A 16,747-nucleotide genomic window follows, 5' to 3' on the forward strand; every position below is an offset into this window, starting at 1 on the left:
GCGACGGGTGGGTTCCGTCGCCGTCGACGTCAAGCCGCCCGGGGCCGCCGCTCGTACCGCGCCACGTACCAGCGCAGCACCAGCGAGAAGGCCCCGAACGTCAGGAACAAGGCGGTGGCTATGCCCAGCGTCCACCAGCGCAGGTCACTGTCGACCATGAGGTCACTGCCCACCCTTGGGTGGAGGCTGTGCAGCAGCACATGGAAGAAGAAGGTCAGGCCGGTCAGGTAGAGGGCGTACCAAGCCGTCTTGTTCCAGTGCTTCAGGCTGTGCCCGTCCATGCCGGACAGCGGCAGCAGACTGAACACCACGACCTCGATACCGGCGACGACCGTCAGCCCCACGGCGTAGGCGGCCACGTACCTGAGGCTTCCTGGCCCAGCGTGCCCCTCCTGGACGGATTCGAGCAAAGGCGCACCCAGCACCCACAACAGGACCGCGGCGGCCAGTACGCAGATCCCGCCGATCAGGACCGCCTGGCCCTTGGGCATGGCGTCGTCGGGGTCGCCCGAGCCGCGGCGGGGGGAGTGGAGCGCCATGTAGACGGCGACCAGTCCGTAGACGTACGGGACCGGGAACTCCAAGTACCGGGACATCGCCGTCATGAGGCCCGCGAGCAGCAGCCCCGCGGGGACCACCCGCAGCTCGGAGCGGATCGCGTTGCGGCGCGGGTGCAGCAAGGAGTCCTTGGTCTTCTCGTAGGCGACCAGGATGATCAGCATCCCCGCGGCCGCACCGGCGATCTTCACCGCGGTCGGCCACCCCCATGTCGTCGTCTTGTCGGCCCAGACGGCCAGGGAACCGCCTAGGAGAGCGAATCCGCACACCCTGATCCAGCTGGGCAGCCGCGGCGGCCGGGTGCGTCGGCGCTCCTGACGGCGAAGCCACCAGCGGCCCAGTGCGTTGTCGGCCAGCTGGGAGGGGAAGGCCTTCTCCAAGAGGAGGATCACTATCAGGAACCAGGCGGCCATGCCGACCGATCCGGCCAGGTCCTTCAGCGCCCATGAGACGTCGGCCGGGGTGCGCAGGGCTCCGGCGAGACCGAGGGACGGATCGTCAGGGCTGGAATCCCGCCCGCCGTTTCCATCGTCCTTCTCCTTGTCGTCGTCCTTTGGGGATTCCGATCCCCCGCCCTCCTCCGGATCGTCCCCGTTCCGTCCCGGCGTGGGCGAACTGCCGCCCGGCTTGCTCGGAAGGCTGTTCGCGGGCGGCGCGGTGATCGGCCCCTTCTTCCCCTCCGGATGCTTGGTGGAGCCCAGAGGAAGCTGGAAGAGGGTCAGCGGGTCCGGCGGCGGAAGGGAGATCTCACCGGCCTTCTCCGTGTCGCGGCCCGCGCACCGCAGTTCCACGTTGCGACGGCCCGTCATGTCCGTCGGGACCTTGGCGTGGAGGTCGATCAACTCCCAGCGCCCTTCCTTGGCGCCGCCCTGGTACGAGTCGGCGTCCAGCCAGGTCTTCAGTTGACGACCGCCGATGACGATGGAACCGCGGGCGCAGACGGCCGGGTAGTCGGCCATGTGGATCGTCACCTCGCGCTGGTCACCCGGCGGCGGGGTGACGGGCGGCGGCTCCACCCTGAACACGGCTGAGGCTTGGACGCCTTCTGGGTCCCGGCAGCTCGCACCCACCTCGTGCTCCCCCTCCGCGGCGGCGGACGGGACGTGGAACGAGGCGGTGAGGGCCCCGTCTTGGGTGAGCGTGCCGCTGGTGAGGGACTGCCCGTCCCAGCGGATGTCCGCTCCCGCTCCCGCCTCGCACAAGAAGCCCGTGCCCTCGACGCTCACATGGTTCCCCGGCCGTCCGGAGCCGGACGACAGGGAGATCCGAGGGTCGGGCCTGGCCGCCGCCACGACGTCGACGACGGCTTGGGCGGTGGGCCCGGGCACGGAGGCGCAGCGCGCCGTCATCACGTACTGTCCCGGGGCGGCGTTCTCCGGCACCGAGACCGGCTGTGCGAAGCCCCCGCTGTCGTCGACCGTCAGGGGCACCGGGCCCTGGCCCCGCATGGTGAAGGTCAACGGGCCTGCCAGCCCGCCCCCGTCGGCGCAGTCGAAGTCCCTGCCGATGGCGGTGAACGTCCCGCCCTGCGCCACCGGTTCGGCGGGTGCGATGAGCGACGGGTCGAGGGGCACGGGAGGCTCCGTGTCGCCCGGATCGGTCTCGGTGCCCGAAGGCCGCGGAACCGGCTGCGTCTGTGACGGCGGGGCGGACGTGCCCGTCGGCCCGGGCGTGTCATCGGCACGGACTCCAGCCACCGCTTGAGCCGCGGTGCCGCCCGCCACGGCCACGCCCGGCATCGCCGCTGTGGTGACAAGGAGCACCGCAGCCACAAGCGCTCCCCATAGTCGCCGGTGGCGTGCTCGTCCCCCACGCTGCATGACCGCGCACCCCCCCCATGCCGCACGGCCCCCTGGCCGCGCCCCCTCGGCTCTGTCATGTGAGACGAACGAGCGGTCCCAGGCCGTTTCCGGCCGAGGGGGCGCACCGGGGTGCGCCCTTCGAGCGTGAGCCCGTTGTGCGCCTGCCGTATGCGCCCCGCTCGTCCCTACCCGGACCTGCGCGCCCCCGCCGCTCTGAGCGGGGACGCGGCCGCCGTACCGCCCTTCTCCTGCCACAGCCAGGGCGTGACGCGGAACAGAGGGACAGGGCGCCCAAGCGCCTCGGGTGCAGGACAGCGGCCCTCAGCAAGTGTTCACCCATTCGGCCTCCGCCGAGTTCTGACCATGGGGCATCGGTGCACTACTGATCCGGGGGCATTCGAGAGGCGTACGCAGAGGCGAGCAGCGACGAGAACGGCTGATGTGCGTGGCTGCTGAGCGCACCTCTCGTGCGGATTCACCAACCTAGGAGGACTCATGGCGAAGGACGAGAAGCGGGACCGGGCCCAGGAAGAGCGGAGCCAGCGGAAAGGCCAGGAGCAGGCCCCCAGGCCGACGTCCCGACACCTCTCCATGGGCGGTGACACGGAGATCGCCGAGAGCATAGAAAAGTGCAGTCCTTTTGAGAAATCCGACCGGTCTGAGTAGAAACCGGCCATCGGCAGAGGTCTCTGCAGACCTCCGGTGCGGCTAGACCCCGACCTCTCCTCGGGTCGGGGTCTCCCGCTGTGTCCAGATCATCGAAGAGGTCGATGAACGGTCTCCTCCGCATCGATTGCCGCGGCGGCCACCGGGTACCCGGCGGCCGCCCGAGTCCGGCCGTCAGACGAGGAGACTCTGATGGGCTTCAACCCGCTCGAACACCGTGGCATCCCTCTGGACCGTCAGCTTCGCAATTGGCGGGAGCTCGACGTCGAGTCCATCGACCCCGACCACGGTGATCCGTACACCACGTGCCGCATCATCGCCATGAACGGCATCGAGGTGGAGGCCGTCCTCTTCAGCCACCAGTTCGCCCGGCACTGCCCCGATCCCGAGGTCAAACGGTGTCTGGCAGAGGTCCGTTATCTCGAACAGCAGCAGCAGAAGGCAGTCAACTGGCTGCTGCCCGGCGTCGCATCCGTCCTGGAGACGACGATCTCCTACGAGCAGGTCGCCGTCGACCTCACCGGGTGGATCGCCCGCCACGAGCCGGACCCGTACCTGAGGCAGGCATACGAGTTCGGCGTCCTGGAGGACTTCGACCACCTGTACCGATACGCCAACCTGTACGAGATGATCGAGCACCGCAAGGCGGAGTCGATCGTGGACGGGCTGACCGAGGTGATGCCGCGGCGTCCCACCAAGTTCCACCACCGCCACCCGGCCGACAACGTACGCGATCCCTACGACCGCACGGCGGTCGACCCGATCTCACGGCTGCACGCCCTGACGATCACGGCGGCGGAGCAGCAGACCATGAACTTCTACATGAACGTCGGCCCGCAGTACATGGAGCCGATCGCCCGCCAGCTCTACCAGGAGATCGGGCTGGTCGAAGAGGAACACGTCACCCACTACGAGTCACTGCTCGACCCCGGCGAGACATGGTGGGAGCAGCTGGTCACCCACGAGTACAACGAGTGCTACCTCTACCACTCCTTCATGGAGCAGGAGCCCGACCCCAAGGTGAAGGCGGTCTGGGAGCTGCATCTGAACATGGAGCTCGAACACCTCCGGATCGCCGGTGAGCTGATGCGTCGTCATGACGGGCGTGAGCCGCGGGAGGTCCTGGCCCCCGAACTGCCGAACGTGCTGACCTTCGAGCAGAACAAACAGTACGTCCGCGGCCTTCTCGACACTCAGATCGACCTGACGACGCTGGGCTCCGGCTATGTGAGGGACGCACACGAACGCTTCGTGAAACTCCAGGAGCGGATCCACGGCGGCGAGGAGCCGCCCAGCGAGCGCGTGCTGACCCAGCACCGCGAGCAGTTCGGCCGCGAGTACCGCGTCCAGACGCAGGGCGACCATCCTGACCTCGCCTCGCGGGAGAGGAGCTGACATGGCCGGGATCGCGGGCGGCGACAGCGACGCGGTGACCCTGCTGACGCGCCAGCACGGTGCCATCCGCAACCTCTTCGACGAGGTCGAGCGCACGGCCGGGGACGAGCGCCGGTCCGCCTTCCGGCGCCTGATCCGCCTGCTCGCCGTGCACGAGACGGCCGAGGAGGAGGTGATCCACCCCTTCACCCGTGCTTCCGTGCCCCACGGCGCACCGGTGGCGGACGCGCGGCTGGCCGAGGAGCGCGCGGCGAAGGAGCTGCTCTCGCGGCTCGACGGCATGGACACCGACGACCCGAAGTTCCTGGCCGAGTCGCGGACGCTGCGCGCAGAGGTGACGAAGCACGCGCGGGCCGAGGAGCGTTACGAGTTCCCCCGCATACGTCGGCACGCGGACAAGGCCCGTTCGTCCGCCATGGCCACCGCGCTGCGTACGGCCGAGGCCATGGCCTTCGCGCACCCCCACCCCGGGACCGAGTCCGCGGCCAAGGACCTGGCCCTCGGCCCGCTCACCGCGTTGGCCGACCGCACGCGGGACGCCGTCCGCGAGGCGCTGGGCAAGAAGGAGGACTGACCGCGGAGGCGGGCCGCTATGGCTGCGCGCCGGACGGCGGCGGGCTCGCGTTGAGGAGTGCGCGTCCGAGCGGGGTCAGGGTGTGGCGGACCCCGGGGCCCTCGCGGCTGGTGGTGAGCAGTCCCGCGGCCCGCAGGACCGAGGCGTGATGGCTGGCCGTCGCGGCGGAGGTGCCGGTGCGCCGGGCCAGTTCGGCCGTGCCCGCCGGGCTCTGCGCCGCCTGGAGGGTCCGGGCGCGCGTGGCGCCGAGGAGGGCGCTGAGTCCGTCGGCGGCCGCCTCCGTCCCGGAGGCCACCACCGACACGCAGTCGAGGAGGGTGCGGGCGAGCGGGTAGCGCAGGACGAAGGGGCGCTCGGGCTCGGCGTTGTCGACCAGTACGAGCGGCCGTGGACAGAAGAAGGTCGGGACGAGCAGCAGCCCGCGGCCGCGCAGCTCGAGATCGGTGTCCACGTCGCAGGGCACGGTCAGGACGCCCCGGGTCCAGGAGATGTCGGGGTGCACGGCGCCGAGGAGCCCCTCGACGCCCGCGTCGACGGCGGTCAGGGCCAGTTGGGCACGGTCGTTGTGGGCGGCCGCGAGGACCTGTGACCAGTAGGGCGCCACCGCCAGGGCGTGGTACGAGCGCAGCTGCCGCCGGACGAGCGCCGCCCAGGTGCGGTCCCCGTGGTGCAGGTCGTGGATCCAGCGCGGCACGCGGGACCGCAGCAGCCGGGTGGCCCGCCAGTCGGCGGCCCACTGGCCGTTCGGCAGGGCCCACGTGTGGTCGAGGCTGTCCGCGATGCTGCCGGTGGCGGCGTGGGTGAAGACCTCGGGGACGTACTCACCGGCGCCCGCGGGCGCCAGGTCGAACAGGAGCCCCATGTCAGGCCGCAGGGCGCGGCGGGTCCGCTCGCGCCAGCCGGACAGGGCCGCGGTCGTCGGCGGGCCGGGCCGTGCGGACTGGAGCAGCGGCAGGCTCAGGACGGTTTCGGCGAGCGGGTCGGGGGTGTCCGCGACGCGGACGCGGGACAGGTCCTCGGCGGTGAAGTGGATGCGTAGCACCGTCGTGTCTCCAGGCGCTCGGCGGGGCGGGGCGCGCGCCCGGCGACGGTCGGTCCGGCCGTCGTCGACCGAGCCGCGTGATCACGCTAACGGGCGCCGCGCCGACCGGCGCCGTGGCGTGAACCATCTGGCCAAATCCTCCGCCCGAGGCCATGGAATGTCCGAATTCGATGTGCTTCGAAAGGCGTTGAGCGGTGCGGGGCGCGATCACGAGACTGGGCTCACCGCTCAGGGGGGGAGACCCGTCCGGCGCCGCCACGCGGCGCCGGACGGACCCCGGCCCGTCATCACGACGAACCAGGGAGAGCACCACACCATGAACGCGTTACGTCTGCGCTCCACCGCCGTGGCCCTCGCCGCGGCGGCGTGCCTCATCGGAGGTGCCACCTCCGCCCAGGCGGCCCCGGCCGGGGCCGCCCCGGGGCAGCACCAGGAGTCCGCCCCGCCCGAGGTGCGGACGTTCACCGGCAACGGGACCGGCCTTTCGCCGTCCCAGGCGGTGGACGGGGCGGTCCGGGTGGCCTACTCGGTCGCCCAGTCCGCGGGCTGGCAGGCGAACCAGTGCCATGTCCGCGCCACCGACGTCAGGTCGGTCGGCGGGGGCGTGTACGCCGCGGTCGCCAGCTTGTTCTGCCAGCGCTGAACCACCTCCGCAGCACACCGATGTCCACAAGGACCACGAAGGGAACACTGATATGACCTCGATGTTCGCCCGCACTGGCGCCGCCATCGTTCTCGCGGGCCTCGCCGCGCTCACGCCGACTGTCGCGCACGCCGACGTCAGCCCGCAGGAGACGGTGCCGTTCACCGGCTACGCGTACGAGAACAGCCCCAAGGAGGCGAAGCGGGAGGCCGAGAAGTCGGCCCGCCGTCAGGCCCTGCTCAGCGGATTCCTCAACGAGCAGTGTGTGCTGCTCTACGCCGAGTCCACCCGGCTCGGCCCCGGCTACTTCTACGGCAACGCCGGGATCCGCTGCACCCGCTGAGCCACGGTGACGTTCCGCTGAGGCGCACCGGCGCCTCAGCGGAACGACGCTGACGAAGGGAAGCCGTCTGCCTCACCGCGCGTACAGCCGGTCCAGCGCCGACTGGCTCGCGGTGTCCGCGGCGCGGTAGATCACAAGGCGCTGGTCCGGGTCCTGGAGCGGCGTCAGCACTTCGAAGCGGACCGTGAGCACACCGGCGTCAGGGTGCCGTATCTCCTTGTGCCCGCGGCCGTTGCCCTTGATGTCGCCCTTGGCCCACAAGCGCGCGAAGTCCTCGTCACGCGAGATGAGTTCGGCGATGAGGTCGGTCAGCTCCCGGTCCTCCGGATACGCCGCCCAGGCGGCGCGCAGGTGGGCGATCCCTTCGCGTACGACGCGTTCACGGTCGACGTAGAACTCGCGCATCCGCGGATGCGTCAGGCACAGCCACATCGCGTTGCGCCGCGACGGCGGCAGGGTGGCGAAGTCCAGTTGCAGCCGGGCCATTTCGCTGTTCCAGGCCAGGATGTCGTAGCGGTGGTTCATCAGCAGGGCCGGGAGCGGCGAGAGGTCGGCGACGAGCTGGGCGAGCGCGGGCGCCGCGGCGGTGGCGGGCTTCTCGGCGCCGCGGGGGCGCTGCTGGGTCAGGTCGAAGAGGTAGGCGCGTTCGTCGGGGGCCAGGCGCAGCGCCCGGGACAGCGCCTCGAGGACCTCCGTCGAGGGCCTCAGCCCGCGCCCCTGTTCGAGCCGCACGACGTAGTCGGTGCTGACCCCGGCCAGTTCGGCGACCTCTTCGCGGCGCAGGCCCGGGGTCCGCCGGGCCCGCCGACGCCTCGGCAGGCCGAAGTCGTCCGGGTCCAGGCGTTCGCGGCGGGTCCGCAGGAACGCGGCCAGCTCCTGAGAGGTGTCCACGGTGCGGGGCGGCACGGTCGATTCCACGGTGCGGGTCGTCACGGCCGGTCCAACAGCCAGGGTGGGACTGGCATTCCCAGGAAGATCTCTCCCTTACCCACGGCTCGCGGCGGTCACAGGCTTGGTGCCGACAACGGATCACCCGCACAGGAGGACACCATGCCGCTCACCCTCGACACCTACCGGCTCCTCGGCCGCTCCGGGCTGCGGGTCTCACCGCTGGCGCTGGGCGCGGCGACCTTCGGCACCGAGTGGGGCTGGGGCGCGGAGCCGGACGAGGCGCGCAAGCTGTTCGACCTCTACGTCGAACGCGGAGGGAACTTCATCGACACCGCCGCCACCTATACCGACGGCACCTCAGAGCGCCTGCTGGGCGAGTTCGCCCGCGACCACCGCGAGAGCCTGGTCCTCGCGACGAAGTACACGACGCACCGCCGCCCCGGCGATCCGAACGCCGGGGGCCCGCACCGCAAGAACCTGTTCGCGTCGGTGGAATCCAGTCTGCGACGGCTGAACACCGACTACATCGATCTGCTCTACCTGCACGTGTGGGACGACACGACACCGGTCGAGGAGATCCTGCGCGGCATGGACGACCTGGTCAGGCAGGGCAAGGTCCTGTACGTGGCCGTGTCCAACCTCCCGGCGTGGCAGGCGTCGCGCATGCAGGCCATCGCCGACCTGCGGGGCTGGTCGCCGCTGGTCGCGCTGCAGATCGAGTACAACCTCATCCAGCGGGCCGGGGAACGCGAGCTGATCCCCATGGCGCGGGAGATGGGACTCGGGGTGGTCCCGTACTCACCGATGGGCGGCGGGGTGCTCACCGGCAAGTACAGCCGCGAGGATCTGTCCGGGACGAGCAGCGGAACGGACGGCAGCACCCGCAAGAGTTTCAACGCCAGCCTGGGGTGGGTCACCGAGCGCGCCCTCGCCGTCGCCGACGTCGTGAAGGAGGTCGCCACGGAGGCGGGCCGCACCCCCGCCCAGGTCGCGCTGGCCTGGACCCTGCGGAACCCGGATGTGACGGCGCCGATCATCGGTGCCCGCACCCCCGCGCAACTCCTCGACAACCTGGGGGCCTTGGAGGTCGACCTCGCCGACTCCCACCTGGCTCGCCTCGACGAGGCCGGGGCGATCGACCTCGGCTATCCGCACACCTATCTCGCCAGCGACTCCGCCCGTACGCAGACCCAGGGCGACCTGAGGATCGAAGCCCGCCGCTGACATCCGCTCGAGCGGCCCTCGGGCGTGGTCGCGGACGTCGGGGGTCAGCCCCGCAACTGTCGGGGTCAGCAGTCCCGCGACTCCCGGCGCAGCACGGACATCTCCGCCGGATCCAGATGGGCGGCGGCGAGGTCGACGAGCGAGCGCTCCACGGAGCGTCCCGCGTCCTGGAGCACCCGCTCCGCGCCGTCGCGGTCACGCACGACGACCACGCCGCCGGACACCACGATCTCCAGGACGCCGGACGTCGGGCCGCCGGTGATCCGCAGCCCCCGGTAGCCGAGGCCGTGCGGCGGAGTGGCCCCGGCGGGGGCTGGGAGCAGCGCGGCGATGCGGCGCAGCAGCTCCGCTTCGGCGTCCGGCGCGAGGCCGAACACCGGATTGCGCCGCCCGCTGTAGAGATCGATCTCGACGTCCATACCGGTCATTCCCTGCTGGCGCTGCCGCCTCGGCCCCGGTCGCGGAAGGCGCCTTCCCGTCCCCGGGAAGGCGCCGCGTTCGCGTTACCTTATCCGTTGCCGCTGCGAGTTACATCCGTAGAAGTACCCGCAGAAGACCGTGTACGGGCCTCGGTTGGCGGTCTCGGGGTTGTAGATGACGTTGCCGCTGTTGTCCGTGTTGCGGGCGGCCGTGCCGCCGGGCTTGTGGCCCCAGAAACCCTCCTGCTGCTTGCGGAACCAGTGGAAGTCGACGAAGCCGGGGCCGGGGGCGATGACGAGGGCCACCAGATAGCGCGGCTTCTCGGCGTCAGGGAAGCAGTCGAACCGGTGGTGCATTCCGTCGCACAGCGAAGCACGCGTCACTTCGGCACAGGTGATGGCCTTGTACATGTTGCCGCAACCGCGCCCCGGCTGTGCGAACGTATTCGTCCGCCAGTTGCTGGCGTAGTTGTAGCAGTTGTTGTTCAGGCGGACGGTGGAGTCGTTGTTCCAGAATCCCGGATTGAATGCTCCGAGCTCGATGGTGCAGGCGGCTGCGGGGGTCGCCTCTTCCGGCCCTTGTTCCGCTCCCTGCTCGGCCTCTGTGTCTGCTTCTCCCGGGGCGCTTCGGTCCGTGACGGTGAGCCGGGCGGGTATCGCCAGTTGCGGAATGAGGAATTCCCGCAGCGAGGCGTCCAGCGGCTGCGCCTCTTCGCCGACGGCGACGGGGTCCCCCCGTTCCATCAGAGTGACGAGCCGCTCGCCGATCTCGGCCGCGCGGCCACCGCGCGCCTGTGCGCCGACGGGCAGGTAGAGCCTGGTCTCGGCGCCGAAGTCGCGTCCGAACTCGTCGTTGAGCGGTTCGATCCAGAACCCCCGGACGCCGAGCCCGCCTTCGGCCGGCGCGTCACCGAGGAACAGGCTCCGGTTGCTGGCCACCTCGCGGAGAAGTGCCCGTACTTCGTTCTCGTCGGTGACGTCGGATACCGGATCGGGGCGGCCGGAGAAGATATCGGCCGTGATGCGGAGCATATGTTCTTCCCCCTTTTTGTTGCGCGGCAGCGGATTTCCCGGTGATTTCCTGCCACCAGCCGGATGTGTGCGAGGCGCGCAGGCCTCGGGAATTTCCGATCTCTCCGCTGCGCCGGTGGCAATGACAAGGGATATACACGGCATCGAAGCAAGGGTCAACATCAGGAAAATACCGCTGGAATAAATCGCACGGCAACTACGGCACTTGCAGCGGATCAGTACGCAAAAATCGCTATCGCGAGGGAAGATGCGGAAGCGGGGCCTTCCATGTCGGTCCGGGGTTGCGCACGCGGAGGCCACCGGGAGGTCGCCGGGAGGCCATCTGGTGTTGCCTGGGCGCGGCCCGACCCGTCGGGCGCCGTCTCCGTGAGGGAGAACATTCTCAGACACGCTTCTCCGGTCCCTTGGAAGCGTCGTGAGAGGCGGGCCGTTGCTAGTGGTACGGGGGGTGCGGCTGGTGCGTAAGACGGGGGCTGGCGTCGGCGTCGCGCCGGAAGGGAGTTGGCGGAAACCGTTCGCCTTGAAGTGAGTGTCCCGCGGTCGCTTGCCGGTTGGGGCACGATGTGGGGAACGGGGGGAGGAGCCATCGCTGCGTAGCGGCTGATCCCGTACGTGGATCAGGAATCGGCCACGCGTGATGGGCGACCAAGATGGCAGCTAGGGCAGGCCCTTGCCGCGAAGGGCGCAGAGGGTTCCGGCTGAAGGGGTTCATGCTGATCGCCTGGGCGATCGTCGTGGTGCTCGCTGGATCTCTGATGTCGTCCTGCGAGAGTCGGCCGAATGACGACGACCCCAGCGGTCAGGCTCGTTACCGCCAGGAAATGATCAACAGCCGTAAGGAGATGTTCAAAGGGCGGATCAACTACACCAATGTGGGATCCGCCAAAGCGGGCCGCGCTTTTCGGTTCGTGGCGACCGTGGAGGGCCATCGCGTCGCGCGACAGGCAGGCGCGGGTGACAGACCTCAGCAGCGCACGGGAGAGGTCTGGGTCGGCACGCTCATGGGGGTCAAACTGCACTGCGGCGGGGCGGGCGCCACGTGCACGGCGTTGGCCTCCGAGCGGCAGAACGTGCTCACTCCGGACGACGAAGCCGTCTGGGCCTGGGAGGTGGAGCCGTCCAAGACGGGCGCGATGACGCTCACCCTGACCGTGACGGCGTACTACCGCGACACGAAGAACGTGCTCTTCGAGAATCCCTCGTTGAGTCACGATGTCCACGTGGGAACGACCCTCGGGCACGCCGCCGACAGCGCCAAGGACGGCATGAGCGAGTGGCTGGCCTTCGTGGGCGTCCTGCTCGGTCTGGGCGTCGCCTATGTGACCATCGACGAGTTCCGGGAGCGCCGCACTGGCAGGGCGAACGCGGACGGCCCCAAGAACCCCAAGAACCCCAAGAACCCCAGGAAGAAGGGCCCGCCGCGACAGGGGGGCTACCACGGTGCGCCACGCGTACGCCGCCGTGACAGGACCTGACCCCACGGCGCGAGGGCGTCCCCGTCTCGCGGCGATCCCCCAGCGCGCCTTCCGCGCCACGACCGCCTGCCTACCGCCGCCGATCATGCCCGCGAGGCTGCCCAGGGGCGATGACAACCAGTGCGGCGGCCCGCTGCGTCTGTTGTCCGTGTGCCTTCTTACCAGCGGCTGGGCATGATCCCGGCAAGCGCCGCCGCTGATGAGAAGGCACACCGCACCACCGCACGCCTTGGGAAACCGTGTGGCCGCCCGCAAGAGGACCTGTAAGAGGACCTGCAAGAGGACCCGCAAGAGGAGACGTACGTGTTCGAGATCCCCTGCGCCCGCGTCACCCTGCCGCGGCCCGACGGCGCCCGCCTGGCCCTCTACCTCCACGGGCCGAGCGACCCCGACCTGGTGCTCGTCCTGGCGCACGGCTGGCAGGCGACCTCGGAGATCTGGGACAAGACGGTGGCGGAAGTGGCCCGCCCCACCACGCTCGTCGTGCGCTACGACCAGCGCGGGCACGGCAGCTCCACCACCGGCACCGCCCGCCCCTCGATGTCCCTGCTGGCCGACGACCTCGAAGCCGTCATCGCCGCCACCGCACCCGGGAACGCGCCGGTCGTCCTCGTCGGCCACTCCATGGGGGGCGCGGCCGTCCTGACGCTGGCCGCCGCTCGCCCCCGCGCCTTCGGGGAGAAGGCCGCCGCGGCGCTGCTCGTGGCCACCAGCAGCGGCCGCCTCGACCTCGCGGCCGCCGGGTACCCGCTCCGGACGCGATTGATCGGCCTGATGCGCCACGCCATGGCCAGCATGTGCATTCACGCCCCCGGCCTCGCGTACCGGCTGCACAACCTCTGGCAGCCGCGGCTGAGCACGCAGCCGCCCATGGATGTCGCGGGCCGATGGTTCAAGGCGCTGATGCGCCACGACGTCACCGAGCTGGAGGCGCTGCGGCGCATCCCCGTACACATCCTGGTCGGGGAGGACGACCCGACTGTGCCTCCCTTCCACTCGCGTCGCCTGGCCGAGCAGATCCCCACCGCCCGGCTCCACGTCGTCCCGCGCGGCTGCCATCGCCTGCCCACCCGGCACTCGTCGTCCGTCGTCGAGGTGCTCGAGCTCGCCTGCGCCGAGGCGCTCCGCGCGTTCGGCGGCCCGTCGCCCGTGGCCGAGCCCGACGCGCCGCGGCCGGTCGGGACCGGCGGCGTGCACACACCGCTCGCGTGACCCACCACGCCCGGAGCGGAGCCAGCGGGCAGCGGTGCTGTGGCGGTGGCTGAGAGTGTGACCTAGCGTCGATGGCAACACTCAGCGTTACGTGCAGGAGGGTTGCTCGCGCATGGCCGTCCACCGGGTTGTCACTCTCGCCTTCAGCGACCCCGAGCAGTGCCGGGTCGCCTACACCGATGCCCTGCGGCTGCCGGGACTGCGGCAGGCCGCCGTGCTCGAGCGTGCCCCGGACGGCACGCTGGACGTCCCGCTCAGCGAGAACGCGGAGGCGGGCGAGGCCACCGTGGGGGCCGGTGCCGTGGGCGGGCTGCTCGGCCTTGCCACCGGTCCGCTGGGCGCGCTGCTCGGGGTCACGGCGGGCGCCGCGCTCGGCAGCATGCTGGAGGTGCGGCGAGAGGGCGAGGAGTACGCCGCGATGATCCTGCTCAGCGCGGACGCGGAGGACGGTACGAGCCTGCTCGTCCTCGACATCAAAGAGGCGGCCGAAGGACCGGTCGACGAGCTGGCGGCCCGCTACGGCACAGCGGTGCGGCGCGAGGACGCGAAGGACTTCGCCGACCGGGTCCGCACCGCGTGGAAGAACGCCTGAGACACCGCGTGGAAGAGCGCTGAGGCACCGTGTGGAGGAACGCCTGAGACACCGTGGAAGAGCGCTGAGGCACCGCGTGGAAGAGCGCCCGGGACCGGCCCCTTGCCGGGGCGTGGCCGCTGGGCGTCACCCGGTGGGCCGCGGAGCGCGCGCGAACCAGCGGGCGATGGGTTCTTGGGTCGTGCCGTGCAGGGCGACGCTCAGCAGGACCGTCGCACACATCACCTTGATGATGAACGCGCCGTCATCCGGCGGGAGTTGGTTGTAGGCGAGCAGCGCGAAGACGATGGACGTGACGCCGCGTGAGCCGAGCCAGCCGATCGCCCAGCGTTCGGCCGGGGGCGGGTCGGTGCCGGCCAGCGAGGCCAGCACGGGCACCAGGCGGGCCACGGTCAAGGCGAGCAGCCCGTACAGGACGACGCGCGCCGAGACGCCGTCGGCGAACGCGTCGGTGGCCGTCTTGCCCAGGGTGAACCACACGGCCAGCGCCATGAGCTCCGCCACTTCGTGCACGAGGCCGAGGTTGTCCTCGGCGATCGCGTGGGCGGTGGCGGCGTACCACAGGCCGGTGACGAAGGCCGCGACGAAGCCGTTGCCGCCCGCGGTGGTGGCGATGGCGTAAGCGAGGAACGGCAGGGCGAGGCTCGCCGTGCGCAGCGCGGCGGGACGGGCCAAGGCGTTGTCCCACGCCGTCCGGACGAGCCAGGAGGCTCCCACTCCCAGCAGGCTGCCGATCACGACGGCGAGCAGCGCGCCCTTGACGACGCTCCAGAGCAGCTCCAGGAACGTACTGCCGTGCGCGGTGGCCAGGTTCGCCACGCAGAACAGGAAGAGGGGGGAGATGAGGCCGTCGTTGAAGCCGCCCTCGATGTTCAGCGCGGCTCGTACGCGCAAGGGGACCCGGCCATCGCGCAGGAACCCGGCGATCGGCGCGAGGTCGACCGGCATGACGACGAGCGCGGCCACCGCCAGGAGCCACCAGCTGGCGCCGGGGAAGACGAGGGCGCCGAGGAGGGTGGCCACAGCGATGGACGCGGGCAGCGCGATGCCGAGCAGCCGGCCCTCCCCGACGGACTTGCCCAGACGCGCGTAGTCGCGGGCCTCGGTGGCGTCCATGAACAGCAGCACGGCGAGCACGATCTCGACGGCCACCTCGAAGCTGTGCGCCTCCAGGTCGAACGGCACCGCCGGATGAGGGCCACGGGTGAGGACGGCGCCCGCCACCACGAAGGCGATCGGCGCGGTGATGCTCCAGCGGGCCATGCGGCGCGAGACCAGGGACCACAGGAACAGCAGTGACAGCACAACGATGAAAGCCGGCACGACATCCCGCAACAGAGGCGTGGGGGTACTCCCATGAACAGGGATGACCAGTGTCGGGGGCATGGCCCTGGGAAGGGCGGGGGACACGCCGGGGGTCCCCGAGCGGCAGCACGTCATGTGTCAGGCCGCGGCGCGCCTTGATGGCGACGACGAGTCGGTGCACGAGCGGACGCACCGCGTATGGGCCTCGGAAGTACAGCCCCACGGCGCACTCAGGCATCTAAGAGAGCACCGCGGGGGAGGAGCTACGCGCCCTCACCCATGACTCAAGGAGCAACGCATGTCACAGAGCACATCGCGGAGTCGGCGCATCCGCCGCCCCGCCACACTCCTCGTCGCGGCCGCGTCCCTGGCCGTCGGCCTGGCCGCGTCGCCCGCGAACGCCGCGGCGACCTGGGAACCGGTACCCCTGCCCGTCTCGTACGGGGACATCTCGGTGCTGCCCTTCGACAGCCAGAACGCCTACGCGACGTCGCTGGGCACCTGTGGGGGTGACCCGTGCGGCCCCGGGAAGAGGCTGTGGCAGCGGACCGGCGGCTCCTGGAAGGAGCTGAAGCCGCCCACCGACGTCGCGCTGAACAAGCTCACCGGGACCGGCCCGAACGACCTGTGGGCGATCGGCCGGAAGGACATCGGCAGCAGCGTCTGGCACGTCCACCGCTACGACGGCACCAAGTGGTCCGCCGACCTGCACCCCGACACCTCACGCCTGGAGATCCTCGGTGCCGAGGCGGTCACCAAGAACAGCCTGTGGGGTGTGGGCAACACCCGTAACAGCAGATGGAACCCGACCGTCACACACTGGGACGGCCAGAAGTGGAACACCAAGACGTTCACCGACATCGAGGGCAGCTTCCAGGCCGTGGACGTGCGGTCCGAGAACGACATCTGGGCCGTCGGCTACCGCGACACGGGTGACACCCCGGCCGATGCCCAGCCACTGGCCATACACTACGACGGCACCAAGTGGAGCGAGGTGAGGGTTCCCGAGACGCCGGGTCAGATGCACATCCTGCGCACCGTGCTCAGCAACGGCCCGAACGACGTGTGGGTCGCTTCCGACAGCCATGTGTCGCACTGGAACGGTACGGCGTGGACGCGCAGGGACATCCCCGTCAACGGCTTCGTCCCCTCCTTCGGCCAGCACGGCGGGCAGGTCTACGCCGGTGTGATGACCGCCACGCCCGGCGACCCGAAGCTGCTGCGCTGGAGCGGCACGTCGTGGGTGAGTGACACCTCGCTCACCAGCGGCACCAAGGTCGCGCAGCTGGCCACGACGTCGGACGGCGCGATGTACGCACTCTCGCGCGATGGGAACGAGAACTTCCTCTCCCGCCTCACTCCGCCCACCGCGCGCTGACCCGGAAGACCTCCCCCGACAGCAGCCGACGGTCAGAAGCCTCCAACGGCCCGCCCGTTGGAGGCTTCGCCGTACGCCGCGGTGAACAGGGCAACTTCAGGCCACAGCACGGAGTACGCGCACGACCCCTCGACGCCGGGTCCGACGGGTCCCGTCCGACGGGACAGCGGGAAGTGGGGGTACGGATGTCGTCACT

Annotated in this window: 15 protein-coding genes; 9 read left to right on the plus strand and 6 right to left on the minus strand. The window is 70.5% G+C overall.

The window, feature by feature from the left end:
• Positions 1-29: 29 nt before the first annotated feature.
• Complete coding sequence (locus AC07A4_RS17365) at positions 30-2,132, minus strand: FGLLP motif-containing membrane protein (protein WP_478599046.1); 2,103 nt, start codon at positions 2,130-2,132, stop codon at positions 30-32.
• A gap of 1,086 nt (positions 2,133-3,218) precedes the next feature.
• On the opposite strand from AC07A4_RS17365, the gene AC07A4_RS17370 reads away from it, so the two are divergent.
• Both AC07A4_RS17370 and AC07A4_RS17375 read left to right on the plus strand, forming a co-directional pair.
• Positions 3,219-4,421 carry a hypothetical protein gene (locus tag AC07A4_RS17370; protein ID WP_478599048.1) on the plus strand — a complete coding sequence of 401 codons (1,203 nt, stop codon included), beginning with the start codon at positions 3,219-3,221 and terminating at the stop codon, positions 4,419-4,421.
• A gap of 1 nt (position 4,422) precedes the next feature.
• Positions 4,423-4,995, plus strand: a complete 573-nt coding sequence (locus AC07A4_RS17375; protein WP_478599051.1) for a hemerythrin domain-containing protein — start codon at positions 4,423-4,425, stop codon at positions 4,993-4,995.
• Between the two features lie 16 nt (positions 4,996-5,011).
• On the opposite strand, the gene AC07A4_RS17380 is transcribed toward AC07A4_RS17375, so the two are convergent.
• Complete coding sequence (locus AC07A4_RS17380) at positions 5,012-6,037, minus strand: ArsR/SmtB family transcription factor (RefSeq protein ID WP_478599053.1); 1,026 nt, start codon at positions 6,035-6,037, stop codon at positions 5,012-5,014.
• A gap of 316 nt (positions 6,038-6,353) precedes the next feature.
• Here AC07A4_RS17380 and AC07A4_RS17385 point away from each other — a divergent pair, with 316 nt between their 5' ends.
• Together AC07A4_RS17385 and AC07A4_RS17390 are read left to right on the plus strand one after the other, a co-directional pair.
• Complete coding sequence (locus tag AC07A4_RS17385; protein WP_478599055.1) at positions 6,354-6,680, plus strand: hypothetical protein; 327 nt, start codon at positions 6,354-6,356, stop codon at positions 6,678-6,680.
• Positions 6,681-6,732: 52 nt separating this feature from the next.
• Positions 6,733-7,023, plus strand: a complete 291-nt coding sequence (locus AC07A4_RS17390; RefSeq protein WP_478599057.1) for a hypothetical protein — start codon at positions 6,733-6,735, stop codon at positions 7,021-7,023.
• 72 nt (positions 7,024-7,095) lie between these two features.
• Here AC07A4_RS17390 and AC07A4_RS17395 read toward each other — a convergent pair whose 3' ends face one another.
• On the minus strand, positions 7,096-7,956 hold the full coding sequence (locus AC07A4_RS17395; protein ID WP_478599059.1) for a helix-turn-helix transcriptional regulator: 861 nt from the start codon (positions 7,954-7,956) through the stop codon (positions 7,096-7,098).
• Between the two features lie 117 nt (positions 7,957-8,073).
• Between AC07A4_RS17395 and AC07A4_RS17400 the strand changes: the two genes are divergently transcribed.
• Complete coding sequence (locus AC07A4_RS17400) at positions 8,074-9,138, plus strand: aldo/keto reductase (RefSeq protein ID WP_478599061.1); 1,065 nt, start codon at positions 8,074-8,076, stop codon at positions 9,136-9,138.
• A gap of 65 nt (positions 9,139-9,203) precedes the next feature.
• Here the strand turns inward: AC07A4_RS17400 and AC07A4_RS17405 are convergent, their stop codons facing one another.
• Together AC07A4_RS17405 and AC07A4_RS17410 are read right to left on the minus strand one after the other, a co-directional pair.
• Positions 9,204-9,557, minus strand: coding sequence for a hypothetical protein (locus AC07A4_RS17405; protein WP_478599064.1), 354 nt, complete (start codon positions 9,555-9,557; stop codon positions 9,204-9,206).
• 84 nt (positions 9,558-9,641) lie between these two features.
• Positions 9,642-10,589 carry a hypothetical protein gene (locus AC07A4_RS17410; protein WP_478599066.1) on the minus strand — a complete coding sequence of 316 codons (948 nt, stop codon included), beginning with the start codon at positions 10,587-10,589 and terminating at the stop codon, positions 9,642-9,644.
• 710 nt (positions 10,590-11,299) lie between these two features.
• On the opposite strand from AC07A4_RS17410, the gene AC07A4_RS17415 reads away from it, so the two are divergent.
• The 3 genes from AC07A4_RS17415 (at position 11,300) to AC07A4_RS17425 (ending at position 13,868) form a co-directional block, all read left to right on the plus strand.
• A complete protein-coding gene (locus AC07A4_RS17415) occupies positions 11,300-12,064 on the plus strand; it encodes a hypothetical protein (protein WP_478599069.1) in 765 nt (254 codons plus the stop codon).
• A 303-nt stretch (positions 12,065-12,367) separates the two neighbouring features.
• Positions 12,368-13,276: an alpha/beta fold hydrolase gene (locus AC07A4_RS17420; RefSeq protein ID WP_478599071.1), complete on the plus strand. Its 909-nt coding sequence runs from the start codon at positions 12,368-12,370 to the stop codon at positions 13,274-13,276.
• 112 nt (positions 13,277-13,388) lie between these two features.
• Entirely contained in the window at positions 13,389-13,868 is a 480-nt protein-coding gene (locus AC07A4_RS17425) for a hypothetical protein (protein ID WP_478599073.1), read from the plus strand.
• 126 nt (positions 13,869-13,994) lie between these two features.
• Here AC07A4_RS17425 and AC07A4_RS17430 read toward each other — a convergent pair whose 3' ends face one another.
• Entirely contained in the window at positions 13,995-15,173 is a 1,179-nt protein-coding gene (locus AC07A4_RS17430; protein ID WP_478599076.1) for a cation:proton antiporter, read from the minus strand.
• Between the two features lie 298 nt (positions 15,174-15,471).
• Between AC07A4_RS17430 and AC07A4_RS17435 the strand changes: the two genes are divergently transcribed.
• Positions 15,472-16,551: a hypothetical protein gene (locus AC07A4_RS17435; protein ID WP_478599079.1), complete on the plus strand. Its 1,080-nt coding sequence runs from the start codon at positions 15,472-15,474 to the stop codon at positions 16,549-16,551.
• Positions 16,552-16,747 lie beyond the last annotated feature (196 nt).

Source organism: Streptomyces sp. NPDC043996 (genome assembly GCF_056435225.1).